This window comes from Geothrix paludis, from assembly GCF_022808815.1.
In the GTDB taxonomy this organism is placed as follows: domain Bacteria; phylum Acidobacteriota; class Holophagae; order Holophagales; family Holophagaceae; genus Geothrix; species Geothrix paludis.
In genome coordinates, this window is record NZ_JAKZLC010000001.1 from 747,663 (window position 1) to 763,932 (window position 16,270).

General features: G+C 67.0%; 13 protein-coding genes and 1 tRNA gene. 10 read left to right on the top strand and 4 right to left on the bottom strand.

Annotated elements, in window-relative coordinates; translation table 11 throughout:
* Positions 1-11: 11 nt before the first annotated feature.
* Positions 12-1,676, top strand: a complete 1,665-nt coding sequence (hutU, locus tag MLE64_RS03475) for a urocanate hydratase (RefSeq protein ID WP_243315975.1) — start codon at positions 12-14, stop codon at positions 1,674-1,676.
* Between the two features lie 2 nt (positions 1,677-1,678).
* On the top strand, positions 1,679-2,077 hold the full coding sequence (locus tag MLE64_RS03480; RefSeq protein ID WP_243315978.1) for a YchJ family protein: 399 nt from the start codon (positions 1,679-1,681) through the stop codon (positions 2,075-2,077).
* 10 nt (positions 2,078-2,087) lie between these two features.
* Here the strand turns inward: MLE64_RS03480 and MLE64_RS03485 are convergent, their stop codons facing one another.
* The 4 genes from MLE64_RS03485 to MLE64_RS03500 form a co-directional block, all read right to left on the bottom strand.
* A complete protein-coding gene (locus MLE64_RS03485) occupies positions 2,088-2,264 on the bottom strand; it encodes a hypothetical protein (protein WP_243315980.1) in 177 nt (58 codons plus the stop codon).
* Between the two features lie 349 nt (positions 2,265-2,613).
* Positions 2,614-2,689: transfer RNA gene (locus MLE64_RS03490), tRNA-Thr, on the bottom strand.
* 40 nt (positions 2,690-2,729) lie between these two features.
* The gene (locus tag MLE64_RS03495; RefSeq protein WP_243315981.1) at positions 2,730-4,871 is read right to left on the bottom strand and encodes a prolyl oligopeptidase family serine peptidase; all 2,142 of its coding nucleotides are present in this window, start codon (positions 4,869-4,871) and stop codon (positions 2,730-2,732) included.
* 85 nt (positions 4,872-4,956) lie between these two features.
* Positions 4,957-7,071, bottom strand: a complete 2,115-nt coding sequence (locus tag MLE64_RS03500) for a prolyl oligopeptidase family serine peptidase (protein WP_243315983.1) — start codon at positions 7,069-7,071, stop codon at positions 4,957-4,959.
* A 108-nt stretch (positions 7,072-7,179) separates the two neighbouring features.
* On the opposite strand from MLE64_RS03500, the gene MLE64_RS03505 reads away from it, so the two are divergent.
* From MLE64_RS03505 to hisD, 8 genes are all read left to right on the top strand, one after another.
* The gene (locus MLE64_RS03505; RefSeq protein WP_243315986.1) at positions 7,180-8,511 is read left to right on the top strand and encodes a PhoH family protein; all 1,332 of its coding nucleotides are present in this window, start codon (positions 7,180-7,182) and stop codon (positions 8,509-8,511) included.
* Between the two features lie 9 nt (positions 8,512-8,520).
* Entirely contained in the window at positions 8,521-9,072 is a 552-nt protein-coding gene (locus MLE64_RS03510; protein WP_243315988.1) for a hypothetical protein, read from the top strand.
* A gap of 68 nt (positions 9,073-9,140) precedes the next feature.
* Complete coding sequence (gene tyrS, locus MLE64_RS03515; protein WP_243315990.1) at positions 9,141-10,340, top strand: tyrosine--tRNA ligase; 1,200 nt, start codon at positions 9,141-9,143, stop codon at positions 10,338-10,340.
* The gene (locus tag MLE64_RS03520; protein ID WP_243315992.1) at positions 10,337-12,010 is read left to right on the top strand and encodes a DUF4388 domain-containing protein; all 1,674 of its coding nucleotides are present in this window, start codon (positions 10,337-10,339) and stop codon (positions 12,008-12,010) included. Before tyrS ends, MLE64_RS03520 begins: the two co-directional genes overlap by 4 nt.
* Positions 12,011-12,148: 138 nt before the next feature.
* Positions 12,149-12,994, top strand: coding sequence for a septal ring lytic transglycosylase RlpA family protein (locus MLE64_RS03525; protein WP_243315994.1), 846 nt, complete (start codon positions 12,149-12,151; stop codon positions 12,992-12,994).
* A gap of 1 nt (position 12,995) precedes the next feature.
* Positions 12,996-13,763: an IspD/TarI family cytidylyltransferase gene (locus MLE64_RS03530; RefSeq protein WP_279342863.1), complete on the top strand. Its 768-nt coding sequence runs from the start codon at positions 12,996-12,998 to the stop codon at positions 13,761-13,763.
* Between the two features lie 122 nt (positions 13,764-13,885).
* A complete protein-coding gene (gene lpxC, locus MLE64_RS03535) occupies positions 13,886-14,806 on the top strand; it encodes a UDP-3-O-acyl-N-acetylglucosamine deacetylase (protein WP_243315998.1) in 921 nt (306 codons plus the stop codon).
* 60 nt (positions 14,807-14,866) lie between these two features.
* Positions 14,867-16,216, top strand: a complete 1,350-nt coding sequence (hisD, locus tag MLE64_RS03540; protein WP_243316001.1) for a histidinol dehydrogenase — start codon at positions 14,867-14,869, stop codon at positions 16,214-16,216.
* The last annotated feature ends 54 nt before the right edge of the window (positions 16,217-16,270 follow it).

Here is a 16,270-nt window from a genome sequence, read left to right on the forward strand (position 1 = left end):
CGGAGTCTCCCATGACCACCGCATCCGATGCCCCCGTCCTCTCCGCGCCCCGCGGCTCCCACCTCCACTGCAAGGGCTGGGTGCAGGAGGCGGCCCTGCGCATGCTCATGAACAACCTGGATCCGGAGGTGGCCGAGCGCCCCGAGGACCTGGTGGTCTACGGCGGCCTGGGCAAGGCGGCCCGCAACTGGGATTGCTTCCACGCCATCGTGAAGGAACTGAAGCACCTGAACGACGACGAGACGCTGCTGGTGCAGAGCGGCAAGCCCGTGGGCGTGGTGAAGACCCACCCCGACGCGCCCCGCGTGCTCATCGCGAATTCCAACCTGGTGCCCAAGTGGGCCACCTGGGAGCACTTCCGCGAGCTGGATCAGAAGGGCCTGATGATGTACGGCCAGATGACCGCCGGCAGCTGGATCTACATCGGCAGCCAGGGCATCGTCCAGGGCACCTACGAGACCTTCGCCGAGGCCGCCCGCCAGCACTTCAACGGCACCCTCGCCGGCACCTGGACGCTGACCGCCGGCCTGGGCGGGATGGGCGGCGCCCAGCCCCTGGCCGTCACCATGAACGGCGGCGTGGCCCTCTGCGTCGAAGTGGACCAGACGCGCATCCAGAAGCGCCTGGACACCCGCTACCTGGACGAATGGACGGACAACCTCGACACCGCGCTGGCCCTGGTCCAGCAGTACGTGGACGTCCACGAGGCCCGCAGCATCGGCCTGCTGGGCAACGCCGCCGAAGTGCTGCCCGAGATCCTCAAGCGCGGCTTCCAGCCAGACCTCGTCACGGACCAGACCAGCGCCCACGACGAGTACAACGGCTACATCCCCGCAGGTCTCAGCCTCGATCAGGCCACCGCGATGCGGAAGGACCAGCCGGAGGCCTACGTCCAGCGGGCGCTCCAGTCCATGCGCACCCACGTCGAAGCCATGATCGAGTTCCAGCGCCGCGGTTCGGTAACCTTCGACTACGGCAACAACATCCGCGCCCAGGCCCAGCGTGCGGGCTGCGAGAACGCCTTCGCCTTCCCTGGCTTCGTGCCGGCCTTCATCCGTCCCCTCTTCTGCAAGGGCATCGGCCCCTTCCGCTGGGCGGCGCTCTCGGGCGATCCCGAGGACATCGCGGTCACCGACGCCGCCATGATGGAGTTGTTCCCCCAGAACGAGGGCATGATCCGCTGGCTCAAGGCCGCCAAGGAGAAGATCGCCTTCCAGGGCCTGCCCGCGCGCATCTGCTGGATCGGCGCCGGCGAGCGCCACCTGGCGGGCCTCAAGTTCAACGAGCTGGTCCGCACCGGCAAGGTGAAGGCGCCCATCGTCATCGGCCGCGATCACCTGGACAGCGGCTCCGTGGCCAGCCCCAACCGCGAGACCGAAGCCATGAAGGACGGCTCCGATGCCGTCAGCGACTGGCCGCTGCTGAACGCCATGACGGCCGTGGGCGGCGGCGCCTCCTGGGTGAGCTTCCACCACGGCGGCGGCGTGGGCATGGGCTACAGCCAGCACAGCGGCGTGGTCATCGTGGCCGACGGCACCGAGCGCGCCGACCGCTGCATCAGCCGCGTCCTCTGGAACGATCCCGCCCTGGGCGTCTTTCGCCATGCCGACGCCGGCTACGAGAGCGCCCGCGACCATGCCGATGCCATCGGCCTGCACATCCCCATGAAGGGCTGACCATGTCCCGTCCCTGCCCCTGCACCTCCAAGAAGCCCTATGACCGCTGCTGCGGCCCCTTCCATGCGGGGACGTCCGCGCCGGAGACGGCGGAGGCCCTGATGCGCTCCCGCTTTTCCGCCTACGCCCTGGGCAAGGTGGACTACCTCATCGCGACCCGGCCCGAGGCCAAGCGGGCCGAAGAGAACCGCGACGAGCTGGCGCAGTACTGCAAGTCCGTGAGCTGCGTGGGACTCAAGATCATCAGCAGGGAGAAGGGTGCCAAGGGCGATGACACCGGCGTGGTCACCTTCCACGCCAGCCTCCAAGCCAACGGCCGCCGCACCCTCCACATCGAGACCAGCACCTTCGCCCGGGAGAACGGCCGCTGGGTGTACGTCGACGGGGTCGTGAAGTCCTAGGACCCGCCGTTCAGAAGACAACCAGGGTGCGAGTGCGCAGCTTGTGCACCAGCATGCCCAGGGGGATGAAGAAGATCCGAAGCGCGGGGCTGTATCGACGGCGGTCGCCTCGAGAACGCAAGGCGCGCCGCTCGGTCCCGGCTTCGCGATCGTAATTCAAGGGGCTCTGACTGGTCCGTCGATTCATCTTCGGGTCCCCTCCTGGGTAGAAATATAGGGCAAGACGACAGGGGCCGCCTTAAATCGGTTCCATCACGCCGGATTTGCCGGGTCGTCGGCCAGGCCGGGCTCGAGAGGGCGCCGACCCACTCGGGCGGGATTCGAACTGCGCCCGGCTTTGCCAGACGTTAGTCTCGCTTCGGGTTTGAGAAGAGGCGACGAACCCACTCTCGCGGGATTCGAACCGCACCCGGCTTCGCCGGGTGCCGGCCTTCTGCGGCGCGACATCTAGTCGCGCCTCGAAGTCCACTCGCAGGTTCGAATCCCGCAGGGATTCACTCCAACGAAAAGGCCCCTGCGCGCAGGGGCCTTTTCGTTGGAGCCAACTACAGGATTCGAACCTGCGACCTGCTGATTACGAATCAGCTGCTCTACCAGCTGAGCTAAGTTGGCGCTGGCCTCCCAGTTTGCCCTGGGAGGCCGTTGGAATCAACTACTGGGCGAAGCTGACGGGCAGCTTCATGTGGAGGTTCCTGACGAGGAAGGCCCAAAGATCGGCGCGTTCGGCGATGAGCTTGGCGGTGGGCTTGCCGGCGCCGTGGCCCGCGTTGGTCTCGATGCGGGTGAGGACGGGGGCGGAGCCGGCCTGGTCGGCCTGGAGGGTGGCGATGAACTTGTGGCTGTGGGCGGGCACCACGCGGTCGTCGTGGTCCCCGGTGGTCACCAGCGTCGGGGGGTACTTCACGCCGGGCTTCAGGTTGTGAAGCGGCGAGTACTTGATGAGATTGGCGAAGCCTTCCGACGTGTCGCTGGACATGTAGTCGCTCTTCCACATCCATCCGATGGTGAACGTGTGGTAGCGCAGCATGTCCATGACGCCCACGGCGGGCAGGGCGGCGCCGAAGAGGTCCGGGCGCTGGGTCATGCAGGCGCCCACCAGCAGGCCGCCGTTGGAGCCGCCCTGGATGGCCAGCCGGGGGGTGCTGGTGTACTTCTCCTTGATGAGCCACTCGGCGGCGGCGATGAAGTCGTCGAAGACGTTCTGCTTCTTCTCCCGCTTGCCGGCCTCCCACCACTCCTTGCCGTACTCGCTGCCTCCCCGCAGGCAGGCCACGGCGTAGACGCCTCCCATCTCCATCCAGACCTGGGAAATGGGCGAGTAGCCGGGGGACTGGGCGATGTTGAAGCCGCCGTAGGCATAGAGGAGCGTGGGGTTGGTGCCGTCCAGCTTCAGCCCCTTCTTGTAGGCGAGGAACATCGGCACCTTCGTCCCGTCCTTGCTGGGATAGAAGACCTCCTTCACCTCGTACTCGGCGGGCTTGATGTCCACCTTCGGCTGGCGGAACACGGTGCTCTTGCCGGTCTTCAGGTCGTAGCGGTAGAGGGTGGGCGGCTGGTTGTAGGAGGTGAATGTGTAAAAGGTTTCGGTGTCCTGGCGGCGGCCGTTGAAGCCGCTGAGGTTGCCCAGGCCCTCGGGCTTGATCTCCTTGAGGAAGCGGCCCTTCAGATCATAGAGCTTCACGACATTGAGGGCATCCACCTTCCAGGTGATGGCCAGGGTGTCGCCGAACAGATCAGCTCCCGCCAGGACGTCCCGCCCCTTCCCTTCGGGCACGATGTCCCGCCAGGCCTTCGGGCCCGGGTCCTTCAGCTCCACGGCCACGATGCGATGGCGCGGCGCACCGGCGTCGGTGTGCACATAGAAGGTGTCGCCGTCATTGCCGAGGATGGAATAGGATCCGTCGTACTTGTCGAAGAGCGGCGCCACGGGACTGCCGGCCTTGCGGAGGTCCTTCAGGAAGACGCGATTCTTCCGCTCGGTGCCCTGGCGCTGGGAGATGACCAGCCAGTGGCCGTCGTCGGTAACCTGGGCGCCGAAGCCCCAGTCCGGCTGATCGGGACGCTCATAGACCACCGCGTCCTTCTCGACGGGATCGCCCAGCTTGTGGAAGAACAGCTTCTGGTTCTTGTAGACGGCGGTCAGGGCCTTGCCGGCTGCCACCTTGGGATAGTCCGTGTAGTAGAACCCGCTGCCATCCTTCGCCCAGTCGTTGACGGCCATGCGCCCGGCCGGGAAGGCGTCAGGAAGATCCGCGCCGGTGGCCACGTTACGAACCTTCCAGGTGCTCACGTCGGAGCCGCCCTTGGACAAGCTGTAGGCCACGAAGGTCCCGTCCTCGCTGAAGCGCAGGCCACCCAGGGCCACGGTGCCATCCTGGCTCAGGGCGTTGGGATCGAAGAGCACGCGGCCCTTCTCCTCCAGGCGCTCCGTGAGGTAGACCACCGCCTGGTTCTGGAGGCCGGAGTTGTAGGAGTAGACGTAGTACTTCCCGTGCTTGCTGGGTGCGCCGTACTTCTCGTAGTTCCAGAGGCGGGTCATCCGGGCCTCGATGGCCTTGCGCTCGGGGATCTGCGCCAGGTAGGCCCGCGTGACCTTGTTCTCGGCCTCCACCCAGGCCGCGGTCTCGGCCGAGTGGTCATCCTCCAGCCAGCGGTAGGGGTCGGTCACCTTGGTGCCGAAGTAGTCGTCCACCACGTCCGCCTTGCGGGTGGCGGGGTATTGCAGCGGCGCCTGGGCCATGAGGGCGGTCGCCGCCAGGGCCAGCGCGCACGCGCGGGATCGGATGCAGGTCATCTGGGAACCTCCGGGAACATGGGGAGGTCCCCAGCATACCTCGCATCACTATGTTTGAACTGGAAAACGCATCGGGAAGGGCGGATCAGGGGGTCTTCATGCGCAGGTTCTTCACGAGGAAGGCCAGCACATCGGCCCGCTCTTCGATGACCTTGGCCGTGGGCTTGCCTGCGCCATGACCCGCGCTGGTCTCGATGCGCGTGAGGATGGGCGCGGGACCCGCCTGGGCCACCTGGAGCGTGGCCGTGAACTTGTGGCTGTGGGCAGGCACCACGCGGTCGTCGTGATCACCGGTGGTGATGAGCGTGGGCGGGTATTTCACGCCGGGCTTGATGGTGTGCAGGGGCGAGTACTTCATGAGGGTCTCGAAGCCCTCCTTCGTCTCGCTGCTGCCGTAGTCGCTCTTCCAGCCCCAGCCCAGGGTGAACTTGTGGAAGCGCAGCATGTCCATGACGCCCACCTCCGGCACCGCGGCGCCGAAGAGGTCAGGCCGCTGCGTGAGGCAGGCGCCCACCAGCAGGCCGCCGTTGCTGCCGCCGTTGATGGCGAGCTTCGGCGTGGAGGTGACCTTGTGGGCGATGAGCCACTCGGCGGCGGCGATAAAGTCGTCGAAGACGTTCTGCTTCTTGTCCTTGCGGCCCGCGTCGTACCACTCGAGGCCGTACTCCCCGCCGCCGCGGAGGTTCGGCATGGCGTAGACGCCACCCATTTCCAGCCAGACCATCCGCGAGACGGAGAAGGCGGGTGTCAGTGACACGTTGAAGCCGCCGTAGCCGTACAGCAGGGTCGGGTTCTGGCCGTCGAGCTTGATCCCCTTCTTGTGCACCAGGAACATGGGGATCTTCGTGCCGTCCTTGCTGGGGTAGAAGACCTGCTCCACCTCGTAATCCGCGGGCTTGAAGGCCACCTTCGGCGCGCGGAAGACAGTGCTCTTGGTGGTCTTCAGGTCCAGGCGGTAGATGGTTCCGGGGTAGGCGAAGCTGCCGAAGGTGTAGAAGGTCTCGGTGTCCTCGCGCCGCCCGCCGAAGCCGGTGACCGTTCCCAGGGTGGGCAGGGTCAGCGCGCCGGCTTTCTTCCCCTTCATATCATAGAACTCCACGGCGGAATGGGCATCGCGCATCCAGGTGGCCACGAAGCGGTTCCCCACGAGGGAGACGGATTCCAGCACATCCCGGCCCTTAGCCTGGGGGATGATCTCGGTCCAGTTGGCGGGTTCGGTCTGGCCCTTCCGGATGGCCACCAGGCGGTTGCGGGGCGCGCCCTGGTTGGTGACGACGAAGAAGCGGTCTCCTTCGTTGTCGACCACGCTATAGGTGGCATCCATGCGGTCCAGGAAGGGCTCCACGGGGCTGCCGGGCTTCGTGAGGTCCTTGAGGAACAGGCTGGTCTCGGGGTTGGTGCCCTTGTTCCCGGTGATGACGAGCCAGCGGCCGTCATCCGTGACCGTGCCACCGAGGTACCACTCGGGCTGGTCCGGGCGCTGATAGATGAGCGCGTCCTCGGACTGGGGCGTGCCCAGCTTGTGAAAGTACAGCAGGTGGTTGTTGTTCACGCCCGTGAGCGCTCCGCCTTCCTTCGGGGCCTCGTATCGGCTGTAGAAGAAGCCGCTGCCATCCTTCAGCCAGGAGGCGCCGCTGGCCTTGGACCAGCGGATCTCGTCGGAGAGGTCCTTCCCGGTGGCCACGTCCCGCACCTTCCAGGTCTGCCAATCCGAGCCGGCCACGGAGACGGAATAGGCCATGAGGCCCCCATCCTCGGTGAAGCTCGCGCCGCTGAGGGCCACGGTACCGTCCTTGCTCAGGGTATTGGGATCGAGGAGCACCCTTCCCTTCGCCTTGGGGTCTTCCGTCACGTACAGGACCGACTGGTTCTGGAGGCCGGTGTTGTAGGAGTAGAAATAGCGACCGCCCCGCTTGAAGGGCGCAGTGAACTTCTCGAAGTCCCAGAGACGGGTCATGCGCTCCCGGATCGTCGCCCGCTGGGGAATCTGGGCGAGGTAGGCGAAGGTGACCTTGTTCTGGGCTTCCACCCAGGCCTTGGTCTCGGCGCTACTGTCGTCCTCCAGCCAGCGGTAGGGATCGGCCACCTTGGTGCCGAAGAAATCATCCACCACGTCGCCTTTCCGGGTGAGCGGATAAGTCAGGGGAGTCTGGGCGGATAGGGCGGTGGTGATGGCGAGGGCCATGGGAAGGATCCTCATGCGGTGGTCTCCAAACGGGCTGACATTCTCCCACCAACGAAAGGCCCATTCCCAGCCGTGCATGGCCGGCCGCTTGGTGGTAGGCTCCGGCCAGCCCTGGAGGTCTCTTTGGTCCCACCATCCAGCAAGAAAGTCTTCGTCCTGGATACGAACGTCCTCCTGCACGATCCGAACTCGATCCTCCACTTCCAGGAACACGATGTGGTGCTGCCCATCGTCGTCATTGAGGAGATCGACCACTTCAAGAAGGACCAGACCGAGATCGGCCGGAATGCCCGGACGATCTCCCGCATGCTGGACAAGCTCAGGGCCAGCGGCAGCCTCAGCCGCGGCGTGCCCCTGGGCGACGGTGGCTCCCTGAAGGTGGATGTGGAGAGCCACCCCCTGGACCTCGGCATCCTCCGCGAGGACAAGCACAAGGCCGACAACCAGATCCTGGCCTGCGCCAAGCAGCTCCTCGGCACGTCCAAGGAGAAGGTGGTCCTCGTCACCAAGGACACCAACCTCCGCATCAAGGCCGATGCCATCGGCATCCTGGCCGAGGACTACACCACGGACCGGGTGGAGATGGATGAGCTCTACTCAGGCCACAAGAGCTGGGAGGTGGATCCGGCCCAGGTGGATCTCCTCTACGACGGCGGCCTCCCGCCTGACCCGGAGTTGCACCTCCAGCCCAACCAGTTCGTCACCCTGGTGGACCACTCCAACCCCAGCCACACCGCGCTGGCCCGCTTCATGGCCGGCGAAGCCCTTCTCCGGCCCATGCGCCGCGTCGAGGCCTATCCCTGGGGGATCAAGCCCCGAAACCGCGAGCAGCAGTTCGCCATGGAGCTCCTGCTGGATCCCACGGTCCAGGTGGTCACCCTGGTGGGCAAGGCCGGCACCGGCAAGACCCTGCTGGCCATCGCCGCGGGCCTGCAGCAGGTGGTGGATGACGAGGCCTACGACAAGATCCTGGTCAGCCGGCCCGTCATGCCCATGGGACGCGACCTGGGCTACCTGCCCGGGGACGTGGGCGAGAAGCTGCGGCCCTACATGCAGCCCATCTACGACAACCTCGAGTTCATCGTGGCCGCCAACACCGAGGCCCGGCGCCGCAGCACCATGACCGCCGGCCAGCTGGAGGAGGCGGGCTACCTCAGCGTGGAACCCCTCACCTACATCCGGGGCCGCAGCATTCCCAAGCAGTACCTCGTGGTCGACGAGGCCCAGAACCTCACGCCGCACGAAGTGAAGACCATCCTCACGCGCGCGGGGGAAGGCACCAAGGTGATCTTCACGGGCGATCCGTATCAGATCGACAATCCCTACGTGGATTCCAGCACCAACGGCCTCAGCTTCCTCGCGGACCATTTCAAGCACCTCGATGTATCCGGCCACGTCACCCTGATGAAGGGTGAGCGCAGCAAGCTGGCAGAATTGGCGAGCAACCTGCTCTAGGAGCCCCATATGGCAGATTCCTCCTGGGACAACGGCGGACACGGCGTCCCCCTCAAACCCGGCCTGCCCCTCTGGGCGAAGGTCGCCATGGGCTGCGGCATCGCCTTCCTGGTGGCCCTCGTGACCTGCGTGGGCGGCGTGGCCTATGTGGCCAACAAGGCCAAGAAGGATCCCGAAGGCTTCAAGAACAAGGTCATGGGCTTCGCGCTCGACAAGATCCGCCCTGATTGGGAGGACTTCCGTGTCGTGGTGGATCAGCTCCGCACGCCCGAGGGCTGCCGGGCCCTCTATGCGGCCAGCCCCAGCCTGGCGAAGACCTGGCCCACCGAATCCGACTTTCTCCAATCCGCGGCCAAGTGGCAGAAGGATCTTGCCCCGGTCCCGGACCTCACGCCGGACCTGATGGAGCACCAGGGCCTCCGCATCCACCGGGATCTGGGCGGCAAGGTGGAAGTGGGTTGGAGCCCGAAATCCGGGCGGGCCGTCTACATCACCTTTGAAAGCGCGAGGAATCCCGGGGACAAGGGGCCTCGGCGCGTGCTCGAAGTGGATGTCCGCTGATCGGATCCGCGGAAACCCTCTGACCGTTCCGGATTGAGGATCAGCAGGTTTTCCGCCAAGATTCAAGCATGACCGCCGCTTTCGGATCCGTATCTGACGCCCTCGCCCTGCTCATGAAGGGCACCGTGACCTGCCACAAGGTGGAACAGCTTGAGGCCAAGCTGAAGGAAGGGCGGCCCCTGCGGATCAAGGCGGGCTTCGATCCCACGGCGCCTGACCTGCATCTGGGCCACGGCGTGCTCATCCGCAAGATGGCCCAGTTCCAGAAGCTGGGCCACGAAGTGACATTCCTCATCGGGGACTTCACCGGCCTCATCGGCGATCCCACGGGCAAGAAGGCCACGCGCCCGCCTCTGTCCCGCGAGGAGGTGCTGGCTAACGCGGAGACCTACAAGGCCCAGGTCTTCAAGATCCTCGATCCCGAAAAGACCAAGGTGCGCTTCAACAGCGAGTGGCTTGGCCCCCTGCACGGCGAGCAGTGGATCCGCCTGGCCTCGCGCTTCACCGTGGCGCAGATGTTGGAGCGCAACGATTTCGCCAAGCGCATGGAGGCTCGCGAGCCCATCTCCCTGCACGAGCTGCTCTACCCCCTCACCCAGGCCTACGATTCCGTGGCCCTCCAGGCGGATGTGGAGCTGGGCGGCAACGATCAGCTCTTCAACCTCATGCAAGGCCGCATCCTCCAGGAGGCGTCCGGCCAGAAGCCCCAGGTAGTGCTCACGGTCCCCCTTCTGCTGGGCCTGGACGGCGTGGAGAAGATGTCGAAGTCCCTTGGCAACTACATCGGCTTCATGGAGGACCCGGACACCCAGTTCGGCAAGGCCATGAGCGCCAGCGACGCCCTCATGTGGGACTGGTACCTGCTGCTGACGGACAAGCTCCCCGCGGAAATCGAGCTCCTCAGGCAGGGCCACCCGATGGATGCCAAGAAGGCCCTGGCCCGGCAGATCGTGTCGGACTTCCACGGCGCCGCCGCCGGCCGCGAGGCCGAGGAGCGCTGGGTGCGCCGGTTCTCGGAGCGCAGCCAGGAAGAGGCTCCCGAGGTCGCCATGGCCCCCACGGATGGCGAGGTCCCCCTCAGCCGCCTGCTGGTGGACCGCGGTCTGGCCGCCAGCCGTAAGGAAGCTGAGCGCCTCATTGGCCAGGGCGCCGTCAGCCTGGATGGCCAGAAGGCCGGGGATCCAGCCCTGCGGCTGGCGCTGAGTTCCGGCCAGTCCCTCCTGGTCAAGGTGGGCAAGCTCAAGCTCGAGCGCTGGATGATCTCATGAGCCTTCCGGCCCTCAAGGACCTCTTCGCCCGGCATCGGACAGGAGCCACCGGCCTGTGGCGACTGGGCCAGGAACCCAACCGGGTCGTCTACTTCGAAGGCGGGAACGTGGTGTTCGCCGCCAGCAGCCATCCCCAGGACCGTCTGACCCACCTGCTGGTGGAACGCGGCAAGCTCACCCAGGTCCAGCTCGACTACGCCATGGCGAACCTCAATCCGACCATGTCCATCGGGCGGAACCTCATTGAAATGGGGTTCATCACCCAGCGGGACCTGCTGGACGTGGCCCGGGCCCAGGTGGAGCGGGTGGTCTGGGCGGCCATGGCGGAAACCATGGAACGTCCGGCCTTCGAGGCCAAGGCCCTCGATGCCTCCACGGTCCGTCTCCCCTTCGATACCCCAGGCATGCTGCTGGCGGGCGTACTGAACCTCCAGGACCGCGAGCCCCTGCTGGCGGAGCTGGGTCCCCTGGACCAGGTGGTGGCCCTGGAGGTTCCGCGCCTTCCCGAGCTCAACCTCCCCCCCGACCTGGTCCGCCTCCCCGGCCTCCTGGGCGGCCAGCGGACCCTCCTGGACTTGGGCCGCGAGGCCGGGGTCGAGCCCTTCCGCCTGGGCGCCTTCGTGCTGTATCTGCGGGAGATGGGCTGGGCTCGCCTCCAGATGGCGCCGTCGTCCCCGGAAGCTCCCCGGCCCCCGGAACCGGAGCCGATCCTGATCGCGCCGCCCGTGACGCCCGTGACGTCCCCTGTGACGTTGCCGGTTCCGCCGCCTTCTCCGGCCGTCCCCTCCCTGATCCAGGCCATCGAAGCCAGCCAGGTCCCCACCACGAACCTGGAGCACCTTTCCGAAGCCCTGGACCAGCTGGGCGCCGAGGACGAATGGGAGGAACCCGGCCAGGGTGGCCTCCAGCCTCCGCTCTCGCCGGAACGGCCCCTCCCCATCCACCAGACCGCCGCCGGAAGCACGGAACCTCCTGATTTCCAATCCCTTGAGCCCAAAGGCACCTCCCGCCGGCCCCTCGTCCTGCTTGGGATCCTCCTGGTGGTCGCGGGCCTGTGGGGCGGTCTGCGGTGGTACCAACGGAACCCCATCATTCTTCCGAAACTTGCCCAGCCTTCTCCGCTGAACCCTTCCGCGCCGGCAACAAAGCCGGAGCAACCCCTCCCCGAGGCCAGCTCCGAGCCCGAGGCGAAATCAGAGCCCAAGCCTGAGGCCCAAGCCGCCCCCAAACCCGACGCGAAACCGGTCTCCGAACCGGCCCGGGCGCCCAAGGTGGTTCCTCCGGCCCAGCCGAAGCCCGCTCCCAGATCCTCGGTTTCCTCCCAGGCCGAGCGCCTGAAGGCCATCCAGGCGGGCAACTGGAAGCTGGCCCACAGCCAGGGCTTGGCCCTGTGCGCCGCCAGCCAGGGCAAGTGGTCCCTGCGTCTGGAGATCGCGTGCCAGGGCGATACGGTCCAGCGCGCGGCCAGCCTCCTGAAAGGTCAGACTCCGGACCTCTTCCTCCTGCCCATGACCATGCGGAACGGACGCATCTGCCACCAGATCTTCCTCGGTACCTACGAATCAGAGGCCGCGGCTCTGGCGGCTGCCCGTCGCCTTCCGCCCCCCTTCCTGACCGAGGGGAACCGTCCAAAGCCCTTCAAGGTGGACCAGATCCCCAGTCGGCAATAGGCATAAGCAGCGGTTTCGCTGCACATATTCCTATTCCAATTTGCAGTCCTTTACAAAAGGGCTAGGCTTCGCCATACTTTATATGTATACGAACTGGTCCATTAAACGTGACCCGTTGATCTTTGTTTGTGGAGCCCGATGCTGTCACCCTTCCATCCCACCAATTGGAGCAAGGCCTGTGCGCTCTGGATCCACGAGATCCACGTCGCCTTCGACCCTCCGACGCCGGTGGACCCAGGCAAAGGCGGGTTTCTCAGAGTCATGCGCTGGAGCACCCCTCGGGTGGCCACCCTGGTCGCCCTCAGCTTCACCCTCCACTGCACCCGTCCCCCGGCGACCTATGCCTCCCCCTCCGCCGGCTCCCGCAATGGCGCCCAGCCCGCGGATGGCCAGGCCTACGTGGAGGAGGGTGTGGCCAGCTGGTATGGCGGAGATGACGATGGATTCGCAGGCCGGCAGACGGCCAGCGGGGAAATATTCGATCCGGAGCAGTACACCTGCGCCCACCGGACCCTTCCCCTGGGCAGCTTCGTGGAAGTCGAGAACCTCGAGAACCGGAAGCGCGCGGTCTTCCGGGTGAATGATCGTGGCCCCTTCGTCAAGGGAAGGGTGCTGGACCTCTCCAAGCAGGGAGCCAAGGACCTGGGATTCCTGGGCCATGGGACCGCCCGCATCCGCCTGCGCTCCGTGGATGCCATGGGCCTTCCCACCGCGCTGGATCCGGCCGTCGACCATGCGGACCCCTTTGTGGTGCAGGTGGCTGCTCTTTCGGATCCCAAGAACATCGAATCACTTACACGCGAACTTGAAAACACCTTCGGCGTCGTGACGCTCCAGAGCGCCACCACCCGCGGCGGCGTGGCCGTGAAGCGGGTCCGGGTGGGCAGCTACACCAGCCGCCAGGACGCCGAGCAGGCGGCCGAGCGACTCGCCAAGCTCATGAAGGACCGCGGTGTCGAACCCTTCATCACCCGTCAGCGCTGACATGGTCCTGGGGGGACCGCCTGCTCGCTCCGCTCGCGATGTCCCCCCCGGGACCCTCCACGTGGTACCCGAGCCAAGCCCGCTCACCACGTCTGATCCCCTGCGCCCCTACTTGGTCATTCCTGCCGGAGGGCGGGGTCTGCGCATGGGCGGTGGCCTGCCCAAGCAGTTCCGCGATTGGGGCGGCCGCCCCCTGCTCCAGGCCACGGTGGAGGCGTTCCTGGCCCCCGGCATGCCTCACCTTGCAGGTATCGCCCTGGCTGTGCCTGAAAGCCACCTGGAGGAAACCCGCTCCTGGTCCTTCAGCGCGCCCTGCTGGGTGGTGCCGGGCGGCGACACCCGGCAGGCCTCTGTGTGGGCCGCCCTCCGGGCCCTGCCGGACCAGCCGCTGGCTCCGGTGATGATCCACGACGCCGTCCGGCCCTTCCCTCCAGTGGCCCCCCTGTGGGAAGCCCTGGACGCCCTGAACCAGTTCGACGGCGTCCTGCTCGGCGAACCTTCCACCGACACCCTCAAGCGGGTGGACGAGAACGGCCGGGTGCTCGGCACGGAACCCCGGGAGGCCTTCTTCCGGGCCCAGACCCCCCAGATCGCGCGCCTGGGCACCTGGCTCAACGCCTTCCGCGCCGCCGACGCCTCGGGCTTCAACGCCACGGATGACGTCGCCCTGCTGGAGCGCCTGGGCCTGGCGGTGAAGCTGATCCCCAGCCCCAGCTCCAACCTGAAGCTCACCACCCCCGAAGACTGGGAGCGCACCCGGCCAGGCTGACCAAACCACGGTGTGTAGTGGATGAACCCACATCCACTCCCTTTTCATCACCAGGCAAATCGTGAAATGATTTGGCTAGCATAACGGCACAGAAATGGCTTATCAGTCTGCGAGGACGAACCATGCCCCGCAGCACCACGCCCCAGACCCTGAGCCGCGAGATCACCATCTCGGGCCATGGCCTGCATGGCAACCGCCCCTGTTCCGTGCGCCTGGTCCCCGTGGCCGAACCCACGGGCATCGTGTTCGTCCACACGCCCACCGGCACCGTGATCCCCGCCAAGGCGGATCTGGCCGGCGATCTGGTGCTGGCCACCACCCTGGTGAAGGATGGCGTGCGCCTCCAGACCATCGAGCACCTGCTGTCGGCGCTCATGGGCCTGGAAGTGGAGCACATCCGCATCGAGGTGGACGCCGAGGAACTTCCCATTCTCGATGGCAGCGCCGCCCCCTGGGTGGAGGCCATCCTGCAGGTGGGCGTGAAGGGCCTGGCAGGCCGCCGGCGGTTCATGAAGATCACCCAGCCCATCGAAGTCCGAAACGGCGACCGCTGGATCCGGGCTCTCCCCTACGATGGGCTCCGGCTTCGCTACGTCATCGACTTCCCCATCCCCGCCCTGGGCCGCCAGAGCCGCGAGCTGAGCCTCACCCCCGACAAGTACCGCCGGGAGCTGGGCGCCGCCCGCACCTTCTGCTTGGCCCAGGAGATCGACATGATGCGCGCCCGCGGCCTGGCCCTGGGCGGCAGCCTGGACAACGCCGTGGTCTTCGGCGCCGACGGGCCCCTGAACGAGTCCCTGCGCTACGAGGACGAAGCCGTCCGCCACAAGATGCTCGATCTCGTGGGCGACCTGGCGCTGCTCGGCGCGCCCCTGCTGGGCTTGGTGGAAGCCCATGCCGCCGGCCACGCCCTGCATGTCGCCCTGGCCCAGGCCATCCTCGCGGCACCCGGCTCCTGGGAGTGGACCGAGGAAGCCGAACCCGCCAACGTGCGCTTCTTCTTCCAACCCGCAGGACTCACCGCCGCGGCGCAGCCTGCCTGAACCGATTTCCGGTTGCGGCCCACGACAGGGACCTGTCAGCCTGTTCCCTTCACCCGAGAGGTGCATAGGTGTTACTTCATCTCCTTCAGTGACCTGACGAACCGGGCAGACGCGCCCGGGCAGGTGAGCGACTGGGTGGCCGCGCTGGCGCGGAACGGGGAGATGGAAGAGGACACGCGGGAGGCCGTCAAGGCCATCCTGGCGGACGTGCGCCGGGATGGCCTGAAGGCCTTACTCGACTGGACCTTGCGCCTGGATGGCGTGGCCCTCGATCCCGCGGCTCTGCGCATTCCCGAAGCGGCCCTCCAGACCGCCCGCGCGGACCTGGACCGCCGCCAGCCGGACCTTATGGCCGCCCTGCGGGAAATGATCGCCAATGTCCGCCGGTTCGCGGAGGGCCAGCGCGGCTGCCTGCGCGACCTGGAGCTGCCCCTGCCCGGGGGCGGCACCGTGGGCGAGCGCTGGTGCCCTTTGAAGACCGCGGGCGTCTACATCCCCGGCGGGCGGGCCTTCTATCCGTCCACCCTCGCCATGACCGTCATCCCCGCCCAGGTGGCCGGCGTGGGCCGCATCGTGGGCGTGACACCCCCGAAGCCACAGCCGACCCTCCCGGGCGCCTGGGGCGTGGATTCCCTGGTGCTGGCCTGCGCGGCCGAACTGGGCCTCACCGAGCTCTACCCCTTCGGCGGCGCCCAGGCCCTGGCCTGGCTGGCCTTCGGGGAGCCGGCGGTTGATCTCGTCGCCGGTCCGGGCAATCGGTTCGTGGCCGAGGCCAAGCGCCAGCTCATCGGCACCTGCGGCATCGACGCCCTGGCGGGCCCCACGGAGCTGCTGGTGCTGGCCGATGGCAGCGCTGATCCCGCCTGGCTGGCCGAGGACCTCATGGCCCAGGCCGAGCACGATCCCGACGCCGCCGCCGTGCTGGTGAGCGCCGACCGCGCCCTGCTCAAAGCCGTGGAGGCCGAGCTTCAGACCCGCGTGGCCGCCTCGCCCCGCCGCGCCATCCTCGAGCAGAGCCTGGGCGCCCATGGACGGCTGGTCTGCGCCGAGCGCGACCTGGCCATCGCCCTGGCCCAGGCCTGGGCGCCCGAGCACCTCGAGCTCTGCGTCCGCGATCCGGAAGCGTGGCTGCCCTCGCTGACCACCGCAGGAGCCGTCTTCATCGGCAGCGCCAGCGCCGAGGCCTTCGGCGACTACGGCGCAGGCCCCAACCACGTGCTGCCCACGGACCGCAGCGCCCGCTACACCAGCCCCCTGGGCGTGGCCACCTTCCTCAAGCGCCAGAGCCTGCTGCGGCTCTCCGCAACCGACGCGGCCGCCATGGCCCCTTGGGTCGAGAAGCTCGCCGAGGCCGAGGGCCTCACCCACCACGGCCGCAGCGCCGGCCTGCGCGGCCATCACCACCCCTAGGGAGCGCCTCCTCGCCGAGCGCTCCGTTCTGCTTCTTCTCACCTGGAAGCCTGG